The sequence below is a fragment of the Burkholderia sp. Leaf177 genome, from assembly GCF_001424345.1.
In the GTDB taxonomy this organism is placed as follows: domain Bacteria; phylum Pseudomonadota; class Gammaproteobacteria; order Burkholderiales; family Burkholderiaceae; genus Caballeronia.
The window spans coordinates 90,477-113,506 of sequence record NZ_LMPF01000005.1 but is presented as its reverse complement, the minus strand read 5'-3'; the positions used below and the strand labels follow the sequence as shown (position 1 = coordinate 113,506).

Annotated in this window: 29 protein-coding genes and 1 tRNA gene; 1 reads left to right on the top strand and 29 read right to left on the bottom strand. The window is 58.7% G+C overall.

Annotation, left to right across the window (positions count from 1 at the left end):
• Positions 1–533 precede the first annotated feature (533 nt).
• The 7 genes from ASG35_RS08750 to ASG35_RS08720 all read right to left on the bottom strand — a co-directional run bounded on the left by ASG35_RS08750 (position 534) and on the right by ASG35_RS08720 (position 5,630).
• Positions 534–609, bottom strand: a tRNA-Thr gene (locus ASG35_RS08750).
• An 18-nt stretch (positions 610–627) separates the two neighbouring features.
• Entirely contained in the window at positions 628–1,131 is a 504-nt protein-coding gene (locus ASG35_RS08745; protein WP_056355622.1) for a ClpXP protease specificity-enhancing factor, read from the bottom strand.
• A gap of 64 nt (positions 1,132–1,195) precedes the next feature.
• The gene (locus ASG35_RS08740) at positions 1,196–1,807 is read right to left on the bottom strand and encodes a glutathione S-transferase N-terminal domain-containing protein (RefSeq protein WP_031362199.1); all 612 of its coding nucleotides are present in this window, start codon (positions 1,805–1,807) and stop codon (positions 1,196–1,198) included.
• 96 nt (positions 1,808–1,903) lie between these two features.
• The gene (locus tag ASG35_RS08735; protein WP_056355620.1) at positions 1,904–2,659 is read right to left on the bottom strand and encodes a cytochrome c1; all 756 of its coding nucleotides are present in this window, start codon (positions 2,657–2,659) and stop codon (positions 1,904–1,906) included.
• Positions 2,660–2,675: 16 nt separating this feature from the next.
• Positions 2,676–4,058 (bottom strand): cytochrome b, encoded by a 1,383-nt coding sequence (locus ASG35_RS08730; RefSeq protein WP_056355618.1) that lies wholly within the window; start codon positions 4,056–4,058, stop codon positions 2,676–2,678.
• On the bottom strand, positions 4,058–4,678 hold the full coding sequence (gene petA, locus ASG35_RS08725; protein ID WP_056355616.1) for a ubiquinol-cytochrome c reductase iron-sulfur subunit: 621 nt from the start codon (positions 4,676–4,678) through the stop codon (positions 4,058–4,060). Before petA ends, ASG35_RS08730 begins: the two co-directional genes overlap by 1 nt.
• A 205-nt stretch (positions 4,679–4,883) precedes the next feature.
• Positions 4,884–5,630: a Nif3-like dinuclear metal center hexameric protein gene (locus ASG35_RS08720; protein WP_056355614.1), complete on the bottom strand. Its 747-nt coding sequence runs from the start codon at positions 5,628–5,630 to the stop codon at positions 4,884–4,886.
• A 20-nt stretch (positions 5,631–5,650) separates the two neighbouring features.
• On the opposite strand from ASG35_RS08720, the gene ASG35_RS08715 reads away from it, so the two are divergent.
• The gene (locus ASG35_RS08715; RefSeq protein ID WP_056355612.1) at positions 5,651–6,880 is read left to right on the top strand and encodes a S1C family serine protease; all 1,230 of its coding nucleotides are present in this window, start codon (positions 5,651–5,653) and stop codon (positions 6,878–6,880) included.
• A gap of 82 nt (positions 6,881–6,962) precedes the next feature.
• Here ASG35_RS08715 and tatC read toward each other — a convergent pair whose 3' ends face one another.
• From tatC to ASG35_RS08605, 22 genes are all read right to left on the bottom strand, one after another.
• A complete protein-coding gene (gene tatC, locus ASG35_RS08710; protein ID WP_056355610.1) occupies positions 6,963–7,763 on the bottom strand; it encodes a twin-arginine translocase subunit TatC in 801 nt (266 codons plus the stop codon).
• Between the two features lie 69 nt (positions 7,764–7,832).
• Positions 7,833–8,369 (bottom strand): Sec-independent protein translocase protein TatB, encoded by a 537-nt coding sequence (gene tatB, locus ASG35_RS08705; protein WP_056355608.1) that lies wholly within the window; start codon positions 8,367–8,369, stop codon positions 7,833–7,835.
• Between the two features lie 69 nt (positions 8,370–8,438).
• A complete protein-coding gene (gene tatA / locus ASG35_RS08700; protein WP_056355605.1) occupies positions 8,439–8,666 on the bottom strand; it encodes a Sec-independent protein translocase subunit TatA in 228 nt (75 codons plus the stop codon).
• Positions 8,667–8,831: 165 nt separating this feature from the next.
• Entirely contained in the window at positions 8,832–9,194 is a 363-nt protein-coding gene (locus tag ASG35_RS08695) for a histidine triad nucleotide-binding protein (protein ID WP_056355601.1), read from the bottom strand.
• A 47-nt stretch (positions 9,195–9,241) separates the two neighbouring features.
• Positions 9,242–9,634, bottom strand: coding sequence for a DUF4870 family protein (locus tag ASG35_RS08690; RefSeq protein ID WP_056355600.1), 393 nt, complete (start codon positions 9,632–9,634; stop codon positions 9,242–9,244).
• Between the two features lie 42 nt (positions 9,635–9,676).
• Positions 9,677–10,057, bottom strand: a complete 381-nt coding sequence (locus ASG35_RS08685; RefSeq protein WP_056355597.1) for a phosphoribosyl-ATP diphosphatase — start codon at positions 10,055–10,057, stop codon at positions 9,677–9,679.
• Positions 10,057–10,470, bottom strand: coding sequence for a phosphoribosyl-AMP cyclohydrolase (gene hisI, locus ASG35_RS08680; RefSeq protein ID WP_056355593.1), 414 nt, complete (start codon positions 10,468–10,470; stop codon positions 10,057–10,059). Before hisI ends, ASG35_RS08685 begins: the two co-directional genes overlap by 1 nt.
• A 3-nt stretch (positions 10,471–10,473) precedes the next feature.
• Positions 10,474–11,247, bottom strand: coding sequence for an imidazole glycerol phosphate synthase subunit HisF (gene hisF / locus ASG35_RS08675; RefSeq protein WP_056355643.1), 774 nt, complete (start codon positions 11,245–11,247; stop codon positions 10,474–10,476).
• Between the two features lie 150 nt (positions 11,248–11,397).
• Positions 11,398–12,150, bottom strand: a complete 753-nt coding sequence (hisA, locus tag ASG35_RS08670) for a 1-(5-phosphoribosyl)-5-[(5-phosphoribosylamino)methylideneamino]imidazole-4-carboxamide isomerase (protein WP_056355590.1) — start codon at positions 12,148–12,150, stop codon at positions 11,398–11,400.
• Positions 12,151–12,304: 154 nt separating this feature from the next.
• Complete coding sequence (gene hisH / locus ASG35_RS08665; RefSeq protein ID WP_056355587.1) at positions 12,305–12,955, bottom strand: imidazole glycerol phosphate synthase subunit HisH; 651 nt, start codon at positions 12,953–12,955, stop codon at positions 12,305–12,307.
• Positions 12,956–12,974: 19 nt separating this feature from the next.
• Positions 12,975–13,595, bottom strand: a complete 621-nt coding sequence (locus tag ASG35_RS08660) for a MarC family protein (protein ID WP_056355584.1) — start codon at positions 13,593–13,595, stop codon at positions 12,975–12,977.
• Positions 13,596–13,646: 51 nt separating this feature from the next.
• Positions 13,647–14,234 carry an imidazoleglycerol-phosphate dehydratase HisB gene (gene hisB / locus ASG35_RS08655; protein ID WP_056355581.1) on the bottom strand — a complete coding sequence of 196 codons (588 nt, stop codon included), beginning with the start codon at positions 14,232–14,234 and terminating at the stop codon, positions 13,647–13,649.
• A gap of 29 nt (positions 14,235–14,263) precedes the next feature.
• Positions 14,264–15,334, bottom strand: a complete 1,071-nt coding sequence (hisC, locus tag ASG35_RS08650) for a histidinol-phosphate transaminase (protein WP_056355577.1) — start codon at positions 15,332–15,334, stop codon at positions 14,264–14,266.
• Between the two features lie 52 nt (positions 15,335–15,386).
• Entirely contained in the window at positions 15,387–16,712 is a 1,326-nt protein-coding gene (gene hisD / locus ASG35_RS08645; RefSeq protein ID WP_056355576.1) for a histidinol dehydrogenase, read from the bottom strand.
• A 29-nt stretch (positions 16,713–16,741) separates the two neighbouring features.
• On the bottom strand, positions 16,742–17,425 hold the full coding sequence (hisG, locus tag ASG35_RS08640) for an ATP phosphoribosyltransferase (protein WP_056355573.1): 684 nt from the start codon (positions 17,423–17,425) through the stop codon (positions 16,742–16,744).
• On the bottom strand, positions 17,422–18,690 hold the full coding sequence (gene murA, locus ASG35_RS08635; protein ID WP_056355641.1) for a UDP-N-acetylglucosamine 1-carboxyvinyltransferase: 1,269 nt from the start codon (positions 18,688–18,690) through the stop codon (positions 17,422–17,424). Before murA ends, hisG begins: the two co-directional genes overlap by 4 nt.
• 136 nt (positions 18,691–18,826) lie before the next feature.
• On the bottom strand, positions 18,827–19,066 hold the full coding sequence (locus ASG35_RS08630; protein WP_047845394.1) for a BolA family protein: 240 nt from the start codon (positions 19,064–19,066) through the stop codon (positions 18,827–18,829).
• 37 nt (positions 19,067–19,103) lie between these two features.
• Complete coding sequence (locus tag ASG35_RS08625) at positions 19,104–19,859, bottom strand: ABC transporter permease (protein WP_056355569.1); 756 nt, start codon at positions 19,857–19,859, stop codon at positions 19,104–19,106.
• A complete protein-coding gene (locus ASG35_RS08620) occupies positions 19,856–20,782 on the bottom strand; it encodes an ABC transporter ATP-binding protein (RefSeq protein WP_056355567.1) in 927 nt (308 codons plus the stop codon). Before ASG35_RS08620 ends, ASG35_RS08625 begins: the two co-directional genes overlap by 4 nt.
• 213 nt (positions 20,783–20,995) lie before the next feature.
• Positions 20,996–21,265, bottom strand: coding sequence for an STAS domain-containing protein (locus ASG35_RS08615; protein WP_082508295.1), 270 nt, complete (start codon positions 21,263–21,265; stop codon positions 20,996–20,998).
• Positions 21,262–21,891, bottom strand: coding sequence for an MlaC/ttg2D family ABC transporter substrate-binding protein (locus ASG35_RS08610; protein WP_056355564.1), 630 nt, complete (start codon positions 21,889–21,891; stop codon positions 21,262–21,264). The genes ASG35_RS08615 and ASG35_RS08610 overlap by 4 nt, the downstream gene beginning before the upstream one ends.
• A 137-nt stretch (positions 21,892–22,028) precedes the next feature.
• Positions 22,029–22,955, bottom strand: a complete 927-nt coding sequence (locus ASG35_RS08605) for an MlaA family lipoprotein (protein WP_056355561.1) — start codon at positions 22,953–22,955, stop codon at positions 22,029–22,031.
• Positions 22,956–23,030: the final 75 nt, after the last annotated feature.

The following is a 23,030-nucleotide window of genomic DNA, read 5'->3' as shown; positions in this document are numbered from 1 at the left end:
AGCATCCCAACCCTCAGAACACCACCGCCTTCGCGTCGCTGCGTTTGCAGCACAGAAACGAGATTATGTAGAACGTTTCGCTTTTCGTCAACAGGTTTTTGACCGCATCGTGACATCCTTCAAATCACGTCCACCTGAAACTTAATTCCTTGCGAGGGCCGTTTTGCGTGGCTCTCCAGCTACCGGAATCGAATTGCGAATCCTCTACTTCCCGCTTCTCTTCGCCTCACCCAGAAGCGAAGAGGCCGAATTCTAGTGCGCACTTGCAACTTGCGCAAGGGGTTGGCGCAAAGAATATCAAGCCGAAGGAATTGGCCGAAGAAACGCATCGATTCGAGTTGCAGGCCGTGTCACCAGATCTGAACTCTGAACCAACCCTGATCGCGCTAGGAAAAGTGTCAGCTATGTCCCCGCACAAGTGTCAACCATGTCTCCGTCCGCATAAGAAAAAACAGGGGCGCAAAAGAAAAACCCCGCGGACCGTTGCCGGGCGCGGGGTTGAATCACATCTTGCTGCTTCGAAAAACTAATCGTGGTGCCGGCTGCAGGACTCGAACCCGCCACCTTCTGATTACAAATCAACTGCTCTACCTGATGAGCTAAGCCGGCGAAGTCAGCGATATTACTTCATTTGACGACCTTGAGGTGGGCTCGACCGGTAGATTTCGATCCATCGTCGTCGGGAGGCAACTCGTCGTCTCGTGTTGACGCGGCCGGCTCGCGACGTTCTATCCGCTCGGATCCACTCTCGTCCGGACCTAGTTCCGATGAACGCGGGCCGTCCGAGCCCGACACGTCGGGTGCGGACCCAAGTGCCGCCGGATCGACGGGGAACGCCATGCCCTGGCCATTCTCACGCGCGTAGATAGCAAGCACGTTGGCGACCTGAACCTCGATCTTGTGCGATTTGCCGGAGAAACGCGCGCTGAATTCGATCCACTCATTGCCCATCTGCAACTGGCTGGTAGCCTCGAAGCTGATGTTCAGCACGATCTCGTCATTACGTACGAATTGCCGCGGCACGCGCGTGCCGTTGTCGACACGAACCGCGATGTGCGGCGTGAAACCGTTATCCGTGCACCACTCGTAGAGCGCGCGCAATAGATAAGGCTTGGTGGAAATTTCTTGCATCGGCTTGTCCTCTATCGATGCGAAGCGCCACCCGCATGGCCGGCGCGCTCCGCAATCGAATACGTTAGCGACGCATCACTTTTTCCGAAGGCGTCAGCGCTTCGATGTACGCCGGACGGCTAAAGATCCGCTCGGCGTATTTCATCAGCGGCGCGGCGTTCTTCGAGAGCTCAATGCCATAGTGATCCAGGCGCCACAAAAGCGGCGCGATGGCGACGTCGAGCATGGAAAACTCTTCGCCGAGCATGTACTTGTTCTTCAGGAAAATCGGCGCGAGTTGCGTCAGGCGATCACGGATGGCATTGCGCGCCTTCTCGTGATTCTTTTCCGCAGCCTTGCCCTTTTCGTTTTCGAGCGTGCCGACGTGCACGAACAACTCTTTCTCGAAATTCAACAGGAACAGACGGGCGCGCGCGCGCTGAACAGGATCGGCGGGCATCAATTGCGGATGCGGGAATCGCTCGTCGATGTATTCGTTGATGATGTTCGATTCGTACAGGATCAGGTCGCGCTCAACCAGAATTGGCACCTGGCCGTACGGGTTCATCACTGCGATGTCTTCGGGCTTGTTGAACAGGTCAACGTCGCGGATTTCGAAGTCCATGCCCTTTTCGAACAACACCAGCCGGCAGCGCTGGGAGAACGGGCAAGTAGTGCCGGAGTACAAAACCATCATGATTAAAAGTCCCTTCAGAAAACATAAGGGCCAGCGTGCGAAAAGCGCCTTCTGCGAGGCGCTTTATCGACGCTGACCCACACCGATCGCGGCGTGTTATTTAATCTGCTTCCAGTATGCCGCGTTGAGGCGCCACGCCAGAAAGCTCAAAATTCCCAAGAACATCAGGACCCAGACGCCCAGCTGTTTTCGCGTCTGCTGGGCCGGTTCCGCCATCCACGAAAGGTACGAAACCAGATCGGCCATAGCCGAATCATAATCTACTGGCGACATCGTCCCCGGAGTGACTTGGGTGTAACCCGCGAAATGTTTCACTTTTTCGCCAGTTTTTTCGTCGACTTCGGTGTCGAATTTAGCCGTCCGCGTGCCTTGCAACTCCCACAGCACATGCGGCATTGCGACGTTTTCATACACGCGATTGTTCCAGCCGGTCGGCCGGGTATCGTCGCGATAAAAGCTGCGCAAATACGTATAGATCCAGTCCTTGCCGCGCGCCCTCGCCTCCACCGACAAATCCGGCGGCGCCGAACCAAACCACGTTTTTGCGTCGTCCGGACGCATGGCGACAGTCATGGTGTTGCCAATCTTGTCCGTGGTGAAGAGCAAATTCGCCTGGATTTCCTTCGGATCGATGCCAATGTCAGTCAGCCGGTTGTAACGCATCAAATTCGCGCTGTGGCAGTTAAGACAGTAGTTTACAAACAATTTTGCGCCATGTTGAAGCGAAGCAAAATTTTCAGAACTGTCGGGCGCGGCATCGAGCGGCACGGTTTCTTCCGCGTGTGCCGGCGTCAGGCCGAATGCGGCCAGCGCTGCGGCGATCAGCGCGAGAGTGGAGAGCCATTTTTTCATTGTCGTGTCTCCAGGGTCAATGCGGCTTGAACCGTACGCGGTCGGGCGGCTGTTTGAAGCGGCCGCGCGTTGTCCAGAAAGGCATGCCGAGGAAAAAGCCGAAATAAATCAGCGCACAAATCTGCGCGATCAACGTTCCGGCGGGCGACGGCGGTTTCGTGCCGAGATAGCCGAGGACAAGGAACGCGAAAACGAAAACGCCGTAGAAGATCTTGTGGAAAAGCGGGCGGTATCGGATGGATTTGACCGGGCTCCGGTCAAGCCAAGGCAGGAAGAAGAGCGATACAACCGCCGTTCCCATCACCACCACGCCCCAGAACTTCGATTCGGTCAGCGCCATGAACACGATGACCAGCAGCGCCAGCACCGGCAAACCGAAGCGCCATTTGCCACGCCCCCGCAGCAACGCCAGCACGCCGAGCAACGCGATGATCACCATCAGCACGATCTTGAACGGGTCGGTGGTCGCACGCAGCATCGCGTAGAAAGCCGTGAAGTACCAGACCGGCGCGATTTCGTTCGGCGTTTGCAGCGCGTTCGCGGGCACGAAATTGTTGGCTTCAAGGAAGTAGCCGCCCATTTCCGGCGCGAAGAAAACGATCGCGGCGAAGATGAACAGGAACACGCAGACGCCCATGAAATCGTGGACCGAGTAATACGGATGGAACGGGATGCCGTCGAGCGGAATGCCCTTTTCGTCCTTCTTCGCCTTGATTTCGATGCCGTCCGGATTGTTCGATCCGACTTCATGCAGTGCGACCAGATGCGCAACTACGAGCCCGATCAGAACCAGCGGAATAGCGATCACGTGGAAGGCGAAGAAGCGGTTCAGCGTGACGTCGGACACAACATAATCGCCGCGAATCCAGAGCGACAAATCCGGCCCGATAAACGGAATCGCCGAGAACAGGTTCACGATCACCTGCGCGCCCCAGAACGACATTTGTCCCCACGGCAGCAAATAACCGAAGAAGGCTTCGGCCATCAAACACAGGAAAATCGCGCAGCCGAAGATCCAGACGAGTTCACGCGGCTTTCTGTAGGATCCGTACATCAACCCGCGGAACATGTGCAGATAGACGACGACAAAGAACATCGACGCGCCCGTGGAATGCATGTAGCGGATGAGCCAGCCCCACGGCACCTCGCGCATGATGTATTCGACCGATGCAAACGCCAGCGTCGCGTCGGGCTTGTAGTTCATCACGAGGAAAATGCCGGTGACGATCTGGATCACGAGCACGAGCAACGCAAGCGAGCCGAAGAAGTACCAGAAGTTGAAGTTTTTCGGCGCGTAGTACTCGGAAACGTGCGCCTTCCACGTCGATGTCAGCGGAAAACGCCTGTCGATCCAGCCCAGGAATCCGCTTGTCTCCACGTTTTTATCGGTCGTCGCCATTACGCTTCTCCCTTTTCGTCCTTGCCAATCACGAGTGACGTCGCCGATGTGAACATGTATGGCGGGATGTCGAGATTCTGCGGCGCTGGCTTGTTCTTGAAAACGCGGCCGGCCATGTCGTAGGTCGAACCGTGGCATGGGCAGAGAAAGCCGCCGGGCCAGTCATCGGGGAGATTGGGTTGCGCGCCTTCCTGAAAGCGCGGCGTGGGCGTGCAGCCGAGATGCGTGCAAACGGCGACGGCAACAAACAGATTCTTGTGTTCCGTGCGCGAGCGGAATTCGTTGTTGCAGTATTCCGGCAGCGGCATCGTGAATTCTTTCTTCGAATGCGGATCGGCGAGTTCGGGATCTGCTTTCTTCACGTCGGCGAGCATTTCTTCAGTGCGGTTCACGATCCACACCGGCTTGCCGCGCCAGGCGACGGTCATCATGTCGCCGGGCTTGAGACCAGATATATCTACTTCGACCGGCGCGCCTGCCGCCTTGGCTTTTTCCGACGGTGCAAACGAACCGACAAACGGTATGACCGTGGCAACGCCACCGAGTCCGCCTGCTACGGTTGTCGCAATCAGCCAGGTTCTGCGGCCGCCGTCGACGCGTTGATCTTCGTTGTCTCGCATCACACGCCCCACTTCTGAGTTGGATTTATACCGTCAGTCCGTTCTACCGACGCTAGTGTGCGCGAATGGAGTCGTCATTTACAAGAGTTGAATAGCAAAAAACGCTCGAAGTCCTTCATTCTTAAGGGTTTCCCCGCACTTTTCAGCTACTTCCAAATGAAGGGGTTATTTACGGAACATGATTAATTATTGCAGTGCAAGATAATCAAACGGGATTATCGATATCAATAAATACATGCTCGATATCGAAATGCTCGGCCACATGGGCGCCTAGCGCCTGAACGCCGTATCGTTCGGTCGCATGATGCCCCGCCGCAACGTAAGCCACGCCGCTTTCAGCCGCGATGTGCATGGTTTGCTCCGACACTTCGCCGCTGATGTAGACGTCGGCGCCGGCGGCGATGGCTTCATCGAAGAAACCTTGCGCGCCGCCCGTGCACCACGCCACGCGACGCAATTCCATATCCGGATTGCCGAAGACGAGCGGCTTGCGGCCCAGTTCGTTCTCGATCGTCGCGGTGAAATGCTCGAGCGACAACGACATGGGCAACGATGCAATCCAGCCGAGATCCTGATCGCCGAACCGGTTGTCCGCGATCAACCCAAGGCGCGCGCCGAGTTGCGCGTTGTTGCCGAACTCGGGGTGCGAGTCGAGCGGCAAGTGATACGCGAACAAATTGAGGTCGTTCGCGAGCAGCGTCTTCAGCCGCTGGAACTTGCGCCCCGTGACTTGCGGCGCCTCGTTCTTCCAGAAATATCCGTGATGCACGAGCACGGCGTCCGCGCCCCACTCGATCGCAGCTTCGAGGAACGCCAGCGATGCCGTCACGCCCGTCGCCAGTTTCCCGACGCGACGCGAGCCTTCAACCTGCAATCCGTTCGGGCAATAGTCCTTGAAGCGTCCTATTTCCAGCAGATTGTTCAGATACAATTCGAGTTCGATCCGATCCATGAATTCCTCTATTCCATCAAATGCTTAGACGCTTCTGGCTGTTTTTTGCCCAAGCGGTGACCGTGCTGTTGGCGCTGATGTTCATCGTCGCGACCTTGAAACCGCAGTGGCTTCAACGCCAGGGGACGTTCGGCAAGCAGCTCGCCGAACCGATCGTCGCGTTGCAGGAAGTGGCTCCCAGCATTGGTTCCCGGCCCACTCAGTCGTCGTACGCGGATGGCGCGCAGAAAGCCATGCCCGCCGTGGTCAACGTGTTTTCCAGCAAGGACGGCTCTCTGCCGCCCGACCCGCGCGCGAAAGATCCGCTGTTTCGCTATTTCTTCGGCGATAAAAACAAGCGCAAAGGCGACGAAACGCCTGCATCGAATCTCGGTTCAGGCGTGATCGTCAGCTCCGAAGGCTACATTCTAACGAACCAGCATGTCGTCGATGGGGCGGATCAAATTGAAGTTGCACTTGCCGATGGCAGGACGTCGTCGGCGAAGGTGATCGGTGTCGATCCTGAAACCGACCTCGCCGTGCTGAAGATCAACATGACGAACCTGCCGACCATCACGCTCGGCCGCATGGACCAGACGCGCGTGGGTGACGTGGTGCTGGCGATCGGCAATCCGTTCGGCGTCGGGCAGACGGTGACCATGGGAATTGTCAGCGCACTCGGGCGTAATCACCTTGGCATCAATACGTTCGAAAATTTCATCCAGACGGATGCTGCAATCAACCCGGGCAATTCGGGCGGTGCGCTCGTGGACGTGAACGGCAACTTGCTCGGCATCAATACGGCGATTTATTCGCGCAGCGGCGGGTCGCTTGGGATCGGCTTCGCGATTCCTGTATCGACGGCTCGTAGCGTGCTCGAAAGCATCATCACGACGGGGACCGTGACGCGCGGCTGGATTGGCGTGGAACCGCAGGACGTGACGCCGGAAATCGCGGAATCGTTCGGGCTCGATCAGAAATCCGGCGCGATCGTGGCGGGTGTTCTGCAAGGCGGTCCCGCCGATAAAGCCGGCATCAAGCCCGGCGATATCCTGATCAGCATCAATGACGACGCCATCACGGACACCACGCGCTTGCTGAACGTGGTCGCGCAGATCAAGCCGGGGACATCGGTAAAAGTTCACTTGATGCGGAAAAGCAAGGAGCTGGACTTGAACGTGACGATCGGCAAGCGGCCGATGCAGCCGAAGGCGCCACAATCCCCGGACGATGAGGGCGGCGACCAGGGTGGAGATCAGGGCGACGAATAGGGGTTTTATTTGGCGTTAGAAACCAAAAGGCCGTTCCGACTTTACGTTGGAACGGCCTTTTTGCTTTCAGGTCATGCCGGGGCTATTCAGCATCCCGTTTCGCGTCCTCGGTGGCTTCCGCTTCCTGTACCTTGATCTTGTCCTTCCCCACTATGATGCGCGCCGCGATGATCCCGACCTCGTAAAGAATGACCAGCGGCACGGCCAGAATCAGTTGTGAAAATACGTCCGGGGGCGTCACAACCGCTGAAATCACAAACGCGCCAACGATCACATAAGGCCGAATCTGCTTGAGCTTCGCGATCGTCACGAATCCCATGCGAGCCAGGATGACCACGATGATCGGCACCTCGAAGGTCACGCCGAACGCGAGGAACATGGTGAGCACGAAGCTCAGGTAATTATCGATATCCGTCGTCATTTCCGCGCCGAGCGGCGCGTTGTAATGCGCCATAACGCGGAAAATGGTCGGGAAAACGACGAAATACGCGAACGCCATGCCGCAGAGGAACAGGAAATAGCTGCTTCCGACCAGCGGCACGACCAGCTTCTTCTCGTGCTGATACAAGCCCGGCGCAATGAAAGCCCATATCTGGTACAGCACGATAGGCAATGCGATCACGAGCGCGACCATCATGGTCACTTTCATCGGCACGAAGAAGGAACCGGTGACGTCCGTGACGATCATCTTGCCGTCCTTCGGCAAGTTCTGCATGAGCGGCCGGGCGAGCAATCTGAAGATATCGGGCGCCCAATAAACCAGCCCGATAAACACGACGATGACTGAAGCGCCTGCGCGGATGATGCGGTCGCGCAGTTCGACGAGGTGCGAGATAAACGTCTCTTCGACGGGCTCTTCTTTAATCTGTTGCGGGTCGCTCACGCCGGCCCTCTGCTGGGATTCATCGATGGAAAGGAAGTTGGTGTTCGCGGATTGAAAACGGCGACACGATCAGAAAAACCGCGTCGGGCGGCGCAGCGTTTCCGGCGTATGCCGCGCCACACGCGCCGCGCCAGACTGAACGCGCGTCTTGCGCAACGACGTACGCTTATACCAGTTTGGAATGGCGCTCTGCTTGACGCGCCAATTCTTGCGCTTTCCGGACGACGTGCTGCCGCTGTCCGACGATGAACGCCACGTGTCGCCGGAAACATGCGTCAGATTCGGGTCGCCGCCGCTCGCGACGCTGTCCGACACCGACGTGCCCTGCTTCCAGGCATCGTTGAGTTCGTTTTCGTGCTGGCGCAGATTGTCGTGAATCGTGTTTTCCACGTTCGACGCCGCCGTTTCGAACTCCGTACGCATTTTCTTCAGCTCGTCGAGTTCCATCTCGCGCGAGACTTCGGCCTTGACGTCGTTGATGTAACGCTGCGCGCGCCCGAAAAGCGCGCCGGCCGTCCGCGCCACGCCGGGCAAACGCTCCGGCCCGAGTACTACCAGCGCGACGACGCCGATCAGCGCCATTTTGGTCAGACCAAGGTCGAGCATGGAATCGAAGATCCTGAGATTGACGAATGAATACGGCCGGCCCTGCGCTCTGAGCCGAACCGGGGCTTCTTACCGGTAATCGCTCGAACGCGTCTTGTCTTTCGCTTCCACGTCGACGGCGCCGTTGCGCGGCAGCTCGCGTTGCTCGGCCGGCGTTTCACCTTCCTTCATGCCTTCCTTGAATCCCTTCACCGCGCCGCCCAGGTCGCCGCCAATGTTACGCAGTTTTTTTGTACCGAAAACCAGCGCCACGATCAACAACACGATCAACCAATGCCAAATGCTCAACGAACCCATGACTGAAAACTCTCCTTGGCCTCGCCGGGATTGCTGCCCGCAGCGAAGAATGTGGACCTTGCGGCCCGAGTCGGAGCGCTGACGCTCCGCTGATTAAACCGACAGTTTGCGCGCGCAATATTGCGATGAAAAGACGCTTTCGATTTCATTACACGAAATCAGGCTTCAGCCCATCCGGCGCCAAGGCCGTTCGCCGGCCAAAATATGCGCATGAATGTGATAAACCTCTTGCCCGCCGCCCGGCCCAGTATTGATGACCGTACGAAATCCTGTGTCGCCGCCTGTGTATGAAACGCCTAGTTCCTTGGCCAGGCGCGCCGTCAGGCTCAGCATTCTACCAAGCAGTGGCGCATCGGCTTCGGTACAGCTCGACAGTGTCTCAATATGTTTACGCGGGATTACGAGCACATGGACGGGAGCAGCCGGATTAATATCGTGAAAAGCAACGAATTCATCGTCTTCATGGACTTTCTTGCTCGGAATTTCTCCAGCAGCGATCTTGCAGAAAATGCAGTTCTCTTGGCTCATGTGTATAGCGGGAGATCCCGGCTGTTGATGCGCGTTGGAGTTCTGGTTTAAACCCAGGCGCGTGGTTGCAACGGCTTGTTTTCGTACAAAAACAGCCAGCCTTTTATAACCCGATACAACGTCCAGATCCCGACCACGGCGAGAATCGGGAAACCAATCAGCACCCAGATCAGCGCAACGCCGATCAGGTGACCCAGCAGCGCCCACCAAAAAGTACGAATCTGCCACTCGAAGTGCGCTTCGTACGGCGTGCCGGCGACGTCGTCACGTTTCAGATAGTTGATGATGATCGCAATCAGCACGGTCAGCCCACCCGTCAGCCAATACGCCGCGTAGAGCGCGTAGAGCACGTGGGTCAACGTGCGCAGCCCGCGCAAACGCTCGGAATCCGGCGAGTTTTCGTAGACAGGCGGCGGATAAGGTTCGTACGGCTGATTCATTTCATCCTCCAGATGCCCGTCGATGCGAACCGGCAGCTTTTTTCAGCGGCCGTTTTCGTCCTGTTCGCGGTCGCGGGACTTGCGCAACGCTTTCTCTTCGATCCCCGACGTACCTTCGCGCCGTTCGAGTTCCGCGATGACTTCCGCTGGACCGAGATCGAAATGAGACAGCATCACGAGACAATGGAACCACAAGTCGGCCACTTCGCCGACAAGCGCCTTCGGTGCGCCGCCGTGTCGCGCGTCCTTGGCGGCCAGCACGACTTCGGTGGCTTCCTCGCCGATCTTCTTCAGAACGGCGTCGTCACCTTTATGAAAGAGTCGGGAAACGTAGGATTGTTCCGGATCGCCGCCCTTGCGGCTGTCGATAATCGCCGCGAGGCGCAGCAGCGTGTCTTGCGTGGAAGTCGTGGATTCGCTCATTACTTATAGATATGTTCGGGGTCCATCAAGACCGGTTCGACGGCAATCCAATCGCCCGTTTCCACCGATCCCTCGAATTTCTGGAAGAAGCACGAATGACGGCCGGTGTGGCATGCAATGCCCGACACCTGTTCGACCTTCAGCAACACGACGTCTTCGTCGCAATCGAGCCGGACTTCGTGAACGTGCTGGACGTGTCCCGACTCCTCGCCTTTGAACCACAGGCGTTTGCGCGAACGCGAGTAATACACGGCGCGTTTCAGTTCGATAGTCTTGGCCAACGCCTCGCGGTTCATCCACGCGAACATCAACACGTCGCCGGTGGCGGATTCCTGGGCGATCACCGGCACGAGACCGTTGTCGTCCCACTTGACCTTGTCCAGCCAGCCCGCTGCTTCAGTTTGTACAGTCACCGCTTAAATCCTCACCGATATACCCTGATCCGCCATGAAGCGTTTCGCTTCGCCGACCGTGTGTTCGCCATAGTGGAAAATGCTGGCTGCAAGTACCGCATCGGCGCGACCTTCGGTGATGCCGTCGGCGAGATGCGCGAGCGAACCCACGCCGCCGGAAGCAATCACGGGAATTGAAATGGCGTCCGATACCGCCCGCGTCAACGCGAGATCGAAGCCGCTCTTGGTTCCGTCGCGATCCATGCTGGTCAGCAGAATTTCACCGGCGCCGAGTTCGGCCATCTTGCGCGCCCATTCGATCACATCGAGCCCGGTGTTCTTGCGGCCGCCGTGCGTGAAAACTTCCCAGCGCGGGGCTTCGTCGGCGACGCTGACGCGCTTGGCGTCGATAGCCACCACGATGCACTGCGAGCCGTGTTTGTCCGACGCATCACGCACGAGTTGCGGATTCGATACCGCCGATGAATTCATGCTGATCTTGTCCGCGCCAGCGTTGAGCAGGCGCCGGACGTCTTCCACCGCGCGCACGCCGCCGCCGACGGTCAGTGGAATAAAAACCTGTGACGCCACTTTTTCGATGATCGGCAGGATCAGATCGCGCTGATCGGACGTTGCGGTGATGTCGAGAAAAGTAAGTTCGTCGGCGCCTTGATCGTCGTATCGACGGGCAATTTCCACGGGGTCCCCCGCGTCGCGCAATTCGAGGAAGTTGACGCCTTTGACCACGCGGCCAGCGGTGACGTCGAGACACGGGATGATGCGTTTAGCGAGAGCCATAGTCTTGCGAATGCCGTATTGCTGCGAGTGAATGCTGACGAAGGCGCGGCGGTTCACACTGGAAACCGCCATCGGAAAGATGCTGCTTCGGCGCAATTGCGCATTCAGCGCCTTCAAAGACGCAGGGCCTGAATAAAGCCCTGCGCTGTATCAGGCGTCGTCCGCTTCGCGCAGTTTGTCTGCACGCGCTTGCGCAGCGGCGAAATCCAGGTCGCCCGAATAAATCGCGCGCCCGCAGATCACGCCTTCAATGCCCTCGTCTTCAACTTCGCAGAGCGAGTCGATGTCGCCAATGTTCGACAAACCGCCGCTCGCGATCACCGGAATCTTGACGGCTTGCGCAAGACGCACGGTGGCTTCGATATTGATGCCCTGCAGCATTCCATCGCGGCCAATGTCCGTGTAGATGATCGACTCGCAGCCATAGTCCTCGAACTTGCGCCCGAGGTCGATGACTTCGTGGCCGGTCAGCTTGCTCCAGCCGTCCGTTGCAACTTTGCCGTCTTTCGCATCCAGTCCAACGATGATATGACCCGCAAACGCAGTGCATGCGTCTTGCAGAAAGCCCGGATTCTTGACCGCCGCCGTGCCGATGATCACGTACTCCAGGCCGTCGTCCAGATAGCGCTCGATGGTGTTCAGATCACGTATGCCGCCGCCGAGCTGCACAGGAATGTCGCTACCGACTTCCTTGATGATCGCCCGGATGGCGTCCTCGTTTTTTGGCTTGCCGGCAAATGCGCCGTTCAGGTCGACGAGATGCAGCCGCCGCGCGCCTCGCTCGAGCCAGAGCCGGGCCATTGCCGCCGGATCTTCGGAAAAAATGGTCGCCTGGTCCATATCGCCTTGTTTGAGGCGTACGCACTGACCGTCTTTAAGATCGATGGCCGGAATGAGCAACATAGAAATAGCGTTAAAGGAAAGGGTTGATCGAACGGTTGCGAAACTGGGCGCAGCGCCTCTTTTCGCCTACCGTCTCGCTAGTGTAGTACAAGTAATGCAAGCGTCACGGCTGCAAACGGCATAAGCCAAAACGTCAAATCTGACCAAGCCGGTGTCACGGATTCCAGTGGACGAAATTCCGGTACAGCCGCAAACCGGCGTCGGCGCTCTTCTCCGGATGGAACTGCGTGGCGAACAGATTTTCCCGGGCAATAGCCGACGTGAACGGCGCGCCGTACAGGGTTTCGCCGGATGTGTGCGCCGGATTGTCAGGCACACCGTAATAGCTGTGCACGAAATAGAAGAACGAATCGTCGGGCACACCTTCCCAGATCGGGTGGTTCTGAACCTGACGCACGCGGTTCCAGCCCATTTGCGGCACTTTGAAGCGTGAACCGTCGTCCTGCAACTGCCCTTCCAGATCAAAACGGACGACCTTGCCCGGCACCAGACCGAGGCCATTCGTGCCTTCGGCGCCGCCTTCCTCGCTCCAGTCGAACAGCATCTGCTCGCCGACGCACACGCCTAACATGGGCTTGTTGCGGGCAGCTTCCATGACGGCGTCCTGCAGGCCCGACGCGCTGAAATGCGCCATGCAGTCGCGCATTGCGCCTTGCCCCGGCAACACGATCCGATCCGCCGCGCGAATGGCCTCCGGCTGCTCGACGATCGCCACGTCCGCTTCCGGCGCGGCATGGCGCAGCGCCTGATAGACGGAACGCAGGTTGCCCATGCCGTAATCCACGATTGCTATCGAAGTTTTCATCGAAGTTATTAAAACAACGCTATTTCAGGGAGGGAATCAACGCCTTCAATCCATTGACGATAAATTCAACCGCCAGTGCCGACAACATCAGACCCATCAGCCGCGTACCAATGTTGATACCCGTTCGGCCAACCCAGGTTGCGATCGGTTCGGCGAGACTCATTGCGCCGTAGCACAGTAACGCCAGCACGCCGCCGATCATGACGAGACCAATGCGGTCGTACCAGTGCGCCACGCTTGCAGAATAGATGATTACCGTGCTGATGGAACCCGGCCCCGTCAGCAGCGGAATGGCAAGCGGCACGACCGCGATGCTGTTCTTGATCTCGGCTTCGTGCCGTTCTTCCGGCGTGGAGCGCGCGTTGCCGGTCTGCGCGTTCAACATGTTGATTGCCATCAACAACATGATGATGCCGCCGCCCACTTCGAGCGAACCGACGGAAATGCCGAAGAACGCAATGATTTGCTGACCGAGCAGCGCCGTCACCGCGATCACGCAGAAGACCGAAATGGACGCAATCCGGATCGTGCCCGCTTTTTCCGAGCGCGACATTTCGGTCGTCAGGCTCAGGAAAAACGGAATCGCGCCGACCGGATTGATCAGCGCGAGCAGCGATATAAACGATTTGAGTAGGTTCATCGGGGGCCGTCACGGCGTTGCATTGAAACAAGCCGCGGCGTTTTTCCGGCTTTAGAGGCTGCCCTTGGTCGATGGAATCTGCCCGGCCGCGCGTTCGTCCAGTTCCACGGCCATGCGCAGCGCGCGTCCGAACGCCTTGAACACCGTTTCCACCTGATGATGCGCATTGATGCCGCGCAAATTATCGATGTGGAGCGTCACGCCGGCGTGATTCACGAAGCCACGGAAAAATTCGATGGTGAGATCGACGTCGAACGTACCAATGCGCGCACGCGTGAACGGCACGTTGAATTCCAGGCCCGGCCGGCCCGAAAAGTCGATCACCACGCGCGACAACGCTTCGTCGAGCGGCACGTACGAATGGCCGTATCGACGGATGCCTTTGCGGTCGCCAATTGCTTTCGCCACCGCCTGGCCCAGCGTGATACCCGTGTCTTCGACCGTGTGATGGTCGTCGATATGAAGGTCGCCATGCGCTTCGACGTCGAGGTCGATCAAACCGTGACGCGCGATCTGGTCGAGCATGTGGTCGAGAAACGGCACGCCGGTCGCAAGTTTTTGCTTGCCGGTGCCATCCAGATCGAGCTTCACACGGATCTGCGTTTCGCTGGTGTTGCGAACGACTTCCGCAATGCGCATGGTATTTCCTTCGGGACTTTTAAGAGATTTCAGTGCAGCGCGAGCTTCAGAGCGGCGATCATCTGCGCATTTTCTTCTGCCGATCCAACCGTCAAACGCACGCAATTTGCCAATAACGGATGCATTTTACTCACGTTTTTGATCAAAACCCGCGATGTCAGCAGGGTTTCGAAGACGGCCGCGGCATCGGGAACACGAACCAGCAGGAAGTTGCCTGCGCTCGGATAAACGGTCGCGCCAGGAAGCGCCGCAACGGCTTCTTCCAGACGCGTGCGTTCAGCGCGAAGTTCGGCGGCCTGATCATCCAGCACATCGAGATGATCGAGCATGAAATCCGCCGCCGCCTGCGTCAGAACATTGATGTTGTACGGAGGCCGAACCTTGTCGAACTCGGTAATCCACGACGCCTTGCCGGACAGATAACCCAGGCGAATCCCCGCCAGCCCGAGCTTGGAAAACGTGCGCATGACGACCACGTTGTCGAACTCGGCGGCGCGCGGCAGCCAGCTTTGCTGCGCGAACGGCTGATAGGCTTCATCGATCACGACAAGGCTGTCCGATGACGCCGCAATGATGCGTTTAATATCCGCGTCGTTGTAAAGCGTGCCCGTGGGATTGTTCGGATACGCGAGATAAACCAGCGCCGGACGATGCATTTCGATGGCGGCAATGAGCGTGTCGGCATCGAGCGTGAAATCGTCGTTCAACGGCACGCCGACAAACTCGAGCCCCGCAAACTTCGCCGAAATTGCGTACATCACGAAACCCGGAACGGGCGCGATGACTTTTGCACCGGGTTTCGAACACGCGACCGACATCATGCTGATCAATTCGTCCGAGCCGTTGCCGAGCAAGACTTCGCACGCGGCGGGAACGCGCATCACGCGCTTGATCTTTTCGATCAACGCCGTCGGGCGCGGTTCGGGATAGCGGTTCAATGCGACATCGGCGAGACGTTCGCCGAGTTCGGACGCGAGCTTCGCCGGCAGCCGGTACGGATTTTCCATCGCGTCGAGCTTCACGAGGCCGGTGGAATTCGGCACGGGATAGCAGGTCATCGCGAGGACGTCGGGGCGGAGAATGTCTTGTGGTCGTGTCATGGTCTTCGAACTTCCGGGCGGCTTTTGAGCCGCCTCCTATATGTGCGGTGTTTTACTGCGTGGTGTTTTTCATGCGGTACTCGGCGCTGCGGGCATGCGCCTGCAAGCCCTCGCCATATGCCAGTTCCGCTGCAATTTCCCCGAGCGTCTGCGCGCCTTCCGCGCTGACTTCGATCACGCTCGAACGCTTGATGAAGTCGTACACGCCAAGCGGCGATGAAAACCGCGCCGTACGCGATGTCGGCAGAACGTGGTTCGGTCCCGCGCAATAATCGCCGAGGCTTTCGCTCGTATAACGGCCCAGGAAAATCGCGCCCGCATGACGAATCAGCGCGCCCCATTGATGTGGATCGAGCGCGGAAATTTCGAGGTGTTCCGGCGCGATGTCGTTGGCGATCGTGCACGCTTCGTTCATGTCGGCGACCTTGATCAGCGCGCCGCGGTCTTCCAGCGAGCGCTGGATCACGTCGCGACGGGGCAAGGTCGGCAGCAATTCGTTGATCGCGTCTTCCACGCGCTGAATGAACGCCGCGTCCGGGCACAGCAGAATGGATTGCGCGAGTTCGTCGTGTTCAGCTTGCGAGAAGAGATCCATTGCGACCCAGCGCGGGTCCGTGGTGCCGTCGCAGATGATCAGGATTTCCGACGGCCCCGCAATCATGTCGATGCCAACCGTGCCGAACACACGCCGTTTCGCCGATGCGACGTACGCGTTGCCGGGACCGCAGATTTTATCGACGGCGGGAATGGATTGCGTGCCGTACGCGAGCGCGCCAACCGCTTGCGCGCCGCCGATGGTGAACACGCGGTCAACACCGCCCAGCAACGCGGCCGCGAGCACGAGCGGATTTTTCACGCCGTCCGGCGTGGGCACGACCATCACGATTTCCTTCACGCCGGCAACGCGCGCGGGAATCGCGTTCATCAGGACCGACGACGGATACGCCGCCTTGCCGCCCGGCACGTAGATTCCGGCGCGATCCAGCGGCGTGACTTTCTGGCCGAGCATGGTGCCATCGGCTTCCGTGTATTGCCAGCTATGGCTGCCGCATTCAATTCGCTGCTTCTCGTGATAACCGCGCACGCGCGCCGCCGCCGCTTCCAGCGCAGCCCGGCGTTTCGGCTCCAATCCGTCGAGCGCCGCTTCGAGCTCGGACTGCGGCAATTCCAGCGATGCCACGCTCTCGGCCTTCAGCCGGTCGAACTTGTTCGTGTAGTCGAGGACGGCTTCGTCGCCGCACTTTTTGACGTCGGTGAGAATTTGCGCGACGGAGCGTTCAATGGCTTCGTCTTCGCTCGCTTCGAACGCGAGCACCGCGTGCAGCGCCGTGTGAAAACCGTTGGCGCTGGAATCGAGTTTGCGAATCTTGATAGACATGATGCGGGTATCCGTTTGTTTGCCCGGCTTCAGGCGCTCGCCGACGCGCGATCGAACGCATCGAGGTAAGGCTTCAATGCGGCGCGCTTCAACTTGAGCGCGGCCTGATTGACGACCAGACGCGACGATATTTCCATGATCTCTTCCACTTCGACCAGATCGTTCGCGCGCAGCGTATTGCCCGAACTGACCAGGTCGACGATGGCATCGGCGAGACCGACCAGCGGCGCGAGTTCCATGGAACCGTACAGCTTGATCAGATCGACGTGAACGCCTTTCGCCGCGAAATGCTCTCGTGCCACTTCAACATATTTTGTCGCGATGCGCAGCCGCGCGCCTTGCCGCACAGCCGTTTCGTAGTCGAAACCGTTCTTGACCGCGACCGACATCCGGCAGCGCGCAATGTTCAGGTCGACCGGCTGATACAGCCCGCCGCCACCGTGCTCGATCAGCACGTCCTTGCCCGCCACGCCGAAATCCGCCGCGCCGTATTCCACGTAAGTGGGGACATCGGTTGCACGCACGATGATCACGCGCAGATTCGGATTCGTGGTCGGCAAAATCAGTTTGCGCGACGTTTCCGGGTCTTCGGTCACTTCAACGCCGGCGGCTGCGAGCAGCGGCAACGTTTCTTCGAAAATCCGTCCCTTCGACAAAGCCAGCGTCAGCATCGCGCCCGGCGGCACCGAAGCAGAAGTTTGCAGTGAACTCATTGCTCGACCCCGCTGCCCTTGATGCGCCGCACATTCGCTCCGACCGCCGTCAGCTTGCTTTCCATGCGGTCGTAGCCGCGATCGAGATGATAAATCCGGTCGATGAGCGTCTCGCCTTCCGCGCACATTGCGGCAATGACAAGACTCGCCGATGCCCGCAAATCCGTTGCCATCACTTTCGCGCCCGACAATTTTTCGACGCCGGTAACGAGCGCCGTGTTTCCATCGACGGTGATGCTTGCGCCCAGACGATTCAGTTCCTGCACGTGCATGAAGCGATTTTCGAAGATGGTTTCGACCGCTTGCGACGTGCCCGTTGCCATGGTGTTGAGCGCCATGAATTGCGCCTGCATGTCGGTTGGAAACGCCGGATATTCCGACGTCCGGAAACTCACGGCATTCGGCCGTTTGTTCATGCGCACGCGAATCCAGTTCTCGCCTTCTTCCACCGATACACCCGCCTCGTGCAGCTTCTCGATCACCGCTTCGAGCAACGACGGATTCACGTTACGCAGCGTGACATCGCCACCGGTTGCCGCAACGGCGCACAGAAACGTGCCCGCTTCAATGCGGTCAGGCACGACTGAATGACGCGCGCCATGCAGCGTGTCCACGCCTTGAATGACGAGCCGGTCCGAGCCGATTCCATCGATCTTCGCGCCCATTGCAACGAGCAGATTCGCGAGGTCGCTGACTTCCGGCTCGCGCGCCGCGTTTTCGATAACCGTCTCGCCTTCCGCCAGGACCGCTGCCATCAGCAGGTTTTCCGTGCCGGTGACGGTGATCATGTCGGTGACAATGCGCGCGCCCTTCAAGCGCTTCGCCCGCGCCTCGATAAAACCATGCTCGATGGTGATCTCGGCGCCCATCGCCTGGAGACCCTTGATGTGCTGATCCACAGGACGCGCGCCGATTGCGCAGCCGCCCGGCAACGACACTTTCGCTTCGCCGAAACGCGCGACCAGAGGTCCGAGCACGAGAATGGACGCACGCATGGTCTTGACCATTTCGTACGGCGCGACGAGGTTGTCCAGCTTCGATGCATTGAGTTGCACGCGGCCATCCGCCGACTCGGAACGCACGCCCATCTGGTTGAGCAATTTGAGCATCGTGCGCACGTCTTGCAAGTTGGGCACGTTTTCCAGATGCACGTCGTCAGCGGTCAGCAAGCTGGCGCAGAGAATCGGCAGCGCCGCGTTCTTCGCACCCGATACGACGATTTCGCCCGAGAGCTTCGCGCCCCCGACAATCACGAGTTTGTCCATGCCTGGCGTTCCTTCTACTGAGCTTCCTGCAGCGGCGCCGTTATCGGCGTCGCAGTTGTCTTGTGTGAATCGCACTAAATTTCCAGCTAATCGGTTGACGGGTGATGCATTGAATACACAAGCGAAACGATGAAGTTCAAGCAGGTTTCCACTCGGCGGGCGTCAGCGTCTTCATGCTCAGCGCGTGGATTTCCGCGCGCATTCGGTCGCCGAGCGCGGCGTAAACGAGCTGATGACGCGCGATCGGCCGCTTGCCTTCGAACGCATCGCTCACGATGGTCGCAAAGAAATGCTGGCCGTCGCCTTCAACTTCAACGTGCTGGCAAGCCAGGCCGCCAGCGATGTATTCCTTCACTTGCTCGGGAGTCGGCAACATGGATGTCTCCTGAAATTTGAGCGAATCAGTTAGTGAGCTAGTGACGCAGCTTGTAGCCGCGTGCCAGCAAGCGCATGGCGATCACTGCCAGCACGATAAAAAAGCTGCCGACAATGCCAAGGCTCGCGAGCGGGCTGATGTCGGACATGCCGAAAAAGCCGTAGCGGAATCCATCGATCATGTAGAAAAACGGATTCAACCTCGAGACCTCCCGCCAGACTGGCGGCAACGTATGCGTGGAGTAGAACACGCCCGACAGAAACGTCAGCGGCATGATCAGGAAATTCTGGAACGCGGCGAGCTGGTCGAATTTGTCGGCCCAGACGCCGGCGATCAATCCGAGCGTTCCGAGAATCGCCGAGCCGAGAATCGCGAACGCGATGATGTAAAGCGGCGCGGCAAAGCTCATCGGAATGAACCATACGGTCACGACGAACACGCCCAAACCGACCGCCAATCCTCGCACGACCGACGCCAGCACATACGCAAAAAACATTTCCCAATGCGAGAGCGGCGTGAGCAGGACAAACACGAGATTGCCGGTGATCTTCGACTGGATCAGCGACGAAGAGCTGTTTGCAAACGCGTTCTGAAGCACGCTCATCATGACAAGGCCCGGCACGAGAAAACTCGTGTACGCCACGCCGGGATAAACCTCGACATGACTTGTCAGCGCGTGCCCGAAGATCATCAAATACAGCAAGGCCGTGATCACCGGCGCGAGCACCGTCTGAAACGCAACCTTGTAGAACCGCAGAATTTCCTTGTAGAACAAAGTGTGAAAGCCGTTCATGACAAGCCCTCGACCACTTCCGGCCCGTTCATCACCTGCACGAACACATCCTCCAGATCCGCCTTGCGGACATCGATTTCATCGAACGTGCAGCCAGCCGCGCGACATTTTGCGAGGATCGGCTCGACGTCGTCGTAGCTTGAAAGGCGCAGCAAATGATTCGTGCCGGACGCGGCGCGCGGATCGATTTCCAGCGAACGCAACTCGACGGGCAGCACGCCTTGCGAGAACCGCAGCGAAAGCTGCATGCCGGCAAAACGCTGCAACAGCGTGCTGGTCCGTTCGAGCGCAACCACTTCGCCGCGACGCAGCATTGCGAGCCGGTCGCACAGCGCTTCGGCCTCTTCAAGATAATGCGTGGTCAGCACGATGGTGTGACCTTCGCGGTTCAACCGCGAGATGAACTTCCAGAGCGTCTGGCGCAACTCGACGTCGACGCCCGCGGTCGGTTCATCGAGCACGATAACCGGCGGTTTGTGCACCAGCGCTTGCGCGACCAGCACGCGGCGTTTCATGCCGCCGGAAAGTGCGCGCGTGTTGACATCGGCTTTCTCAGTCAGATCGAGATTCGCCATGATTTCATCGATCCAGTCGTCGTTTTTTCGCAAGCCGAAATAGCCGGATTGAATGCGCAACGATTCCCGGACGGTGAAAAACGGATCGAAAACGAGTTCCTGCGGGACTACGCCGAGGGAACGGCGTGCATCGCGGAAATCCGTGACGACGTCGTGGCCGCGCACGGAGATCGTGCCGCTGTCGGCGCGCGCGAGGCCCGCAAGAATGCTGATCAGAGTGGTTTTTCCTGCGCCGTTCGGGCCGAGCAAACCGAAAAACTCGCCTTCTTCGACGACAAGATTCACGCCTTTGAGCGCTTGCAGCTCTTTGTAGCGCTTTTTGACGTTGCGGATTTCTATGGCTGACATTGACAGTGCGCGCGCGTGTTGGGGGCTGCGCCTTTAGGTGTGCGGATCGGAACGAGAACCAGCCTTCATTACGATGAAAGGCGGCATACGGGCCGAAAAAACGGTTGATTATAGGCTATCTGCGGCTGAAGGCTGCCGCAAGCGAGTCCGTGACAACCCTGTTTGGCGCGTCTCCAGTGTGCCGGAACGCGCCATTTGGTCAGTCAGACAGGGTCAATGTCGGAAGGTGAGAAGCGTATCGACGCCATAGGCTTGCGCGAGACTGGCAAGCCCGGAGGGGAGATTCACAACGGCGAGCGCCGCGCCGCGCGCGTTGGCGGCGCGCTGCCAGGCGATCAGGACGGCCAGCGCCGATGAATCGAATTGCTTGAGCGGCGCGCAATCAACTTCGGTCGCGCCCGCTGCAATCCGCGACAAACCCGCGTCGAGCGCGCTTCTGGCGCTATCGTGCGTGAGGGTCGCGGCGGTTTCGAAGCGACTCACGATGCCTTGCCGTTCGCGAGTTGCTGGTTGCGCTGAGTCAGGAACTGCAGCAGGCCGGACACGCCATGTTGCTGGATCTGCTCGTTGAACTGCTGCTGATACGCCTGAATCAGCCATGCGCCGAGCACATTGATGTCGTAGACCTTCCAGCCTTGCGGCGTCTTGTACAGACGGTAGTCGAGCTGGATCGGCGAGCCGTTGTTCAGCACGACCGAGCGCACGACGACGTCGGTATCGCTCGGATCAGCGCGGAACGGCTTGTATTGAACTTGCTGGTCACGAACCTGCGCCAGCGCGCCCGAATACGTGCGGATCAGCAGCATCTTGAATTGCTCGACGATCTGCTTTTGTTGCTCCGGCGTAGCCGTATTCCAGTTGCGGCCCATCACCAGACGCGTGGTGCGCGTGAAGTCGGTGTACGGCAGGATCTTCTCGTTCACCAGTTGCGTGATGCGCGTGATGTTGCCCGACTGGATCTGCTTGTCTGCCTTGATCTGATCGAGGACCTGCGTTGTCACCGTCTTAACCAGTCCGTCCGGTGTCGACATATCGTCGGCCTGGGCGAACGCACCCGTGCAAAAAGCCATCAACACGGCAAACAGGGGAAGCAAAAATAGTTTTTTCATTGAGGACTCTGCAAATAAAGTGGCCTGGGTTTGAGCGCGGCGTGCTCTACGAGTTCAGCACCGCGCCGTTACCAGCCGTCAAAACGCTTTCGATATATTACTGGCGCGCCGCATTTCGCGCTTTTTCCACGTTGGGCTCAACGCAGCCTGAACGACGGGAACGACGGAATCCGCGGCGGCACCATGCGATCAGCCGGAACACCGGTCGCGCCCGGCGCGCTTGCTGCCGAGCCAGAAGCCGCTTGTGGCGCCGAAGCCGATCCCGCCGGCGGCGATGCCAATACGCCCGAAGCAGCGTTCGCGCCTGCTGGAGCGTTCACATCGTCGTACTTGGGCAGCGATTCGTTGCCTGTATCGCCGTAATCCGGCGCGGCCGCGTTGTCCTCTTTGCCCAGCAGATACTGCCGGCGTTGCAGATACGCGTTCCGGACAAACGAATATTTGTCGAGCGCGGCGTCAGCCAGCACGTCGCTTGCGCCCAGCAAATTCGCACGCGTGTTCACCAGTTCGACGCCAAACAGCGTCGTACGGAACCAGGTCGGATCGACATAGCTCGTCACGTTGCCGAAATAATCGACCACCGTACCTGCTGTATCCCGCACCGTGCTCGGTCCCAACAGCGGCAGCACGACGTACGGACCCGACGGCACGCCGTAATGGCCAAGCGTCAAACCGAAGTCCTGCGTGTGCTTGGGCAACCCCGCGACGCTCGCCACGTCGAAGAGACCCGCCACGCCGAAGATCGAGTTCATCACCACGCGCATGATGTCCGACACGCCGTCGGCAATCTTCAACTGCACGAGATTGTTAGCGGCCGTGTAGATATCGCCGATATTGCCAAAGAAGTTCGTGACGCTATCGCGCACCGGCTGCGGCGTGATGAACACATAACCCTTCGCAATTGGCTTGAGCGCGACCTGGTCGATCTTGTCGTTGATCGTGAACATCGTCCGGTTGTAGCTTTCGAACGGATCGCCCTTCGTGGGCGTGGTCACAGTCGCGCACCCGGCAAGCACTGCCACCGCGAGCATCACGGCGGCGCTTTTTACGCGCATTGCCTGCATTTGTTTTTCTCCTTGTTGTCGCTGACCCGAGGGCTGGCCCGTCTCACCAAATATCCCAGCCTTCGGCTGCCTGAA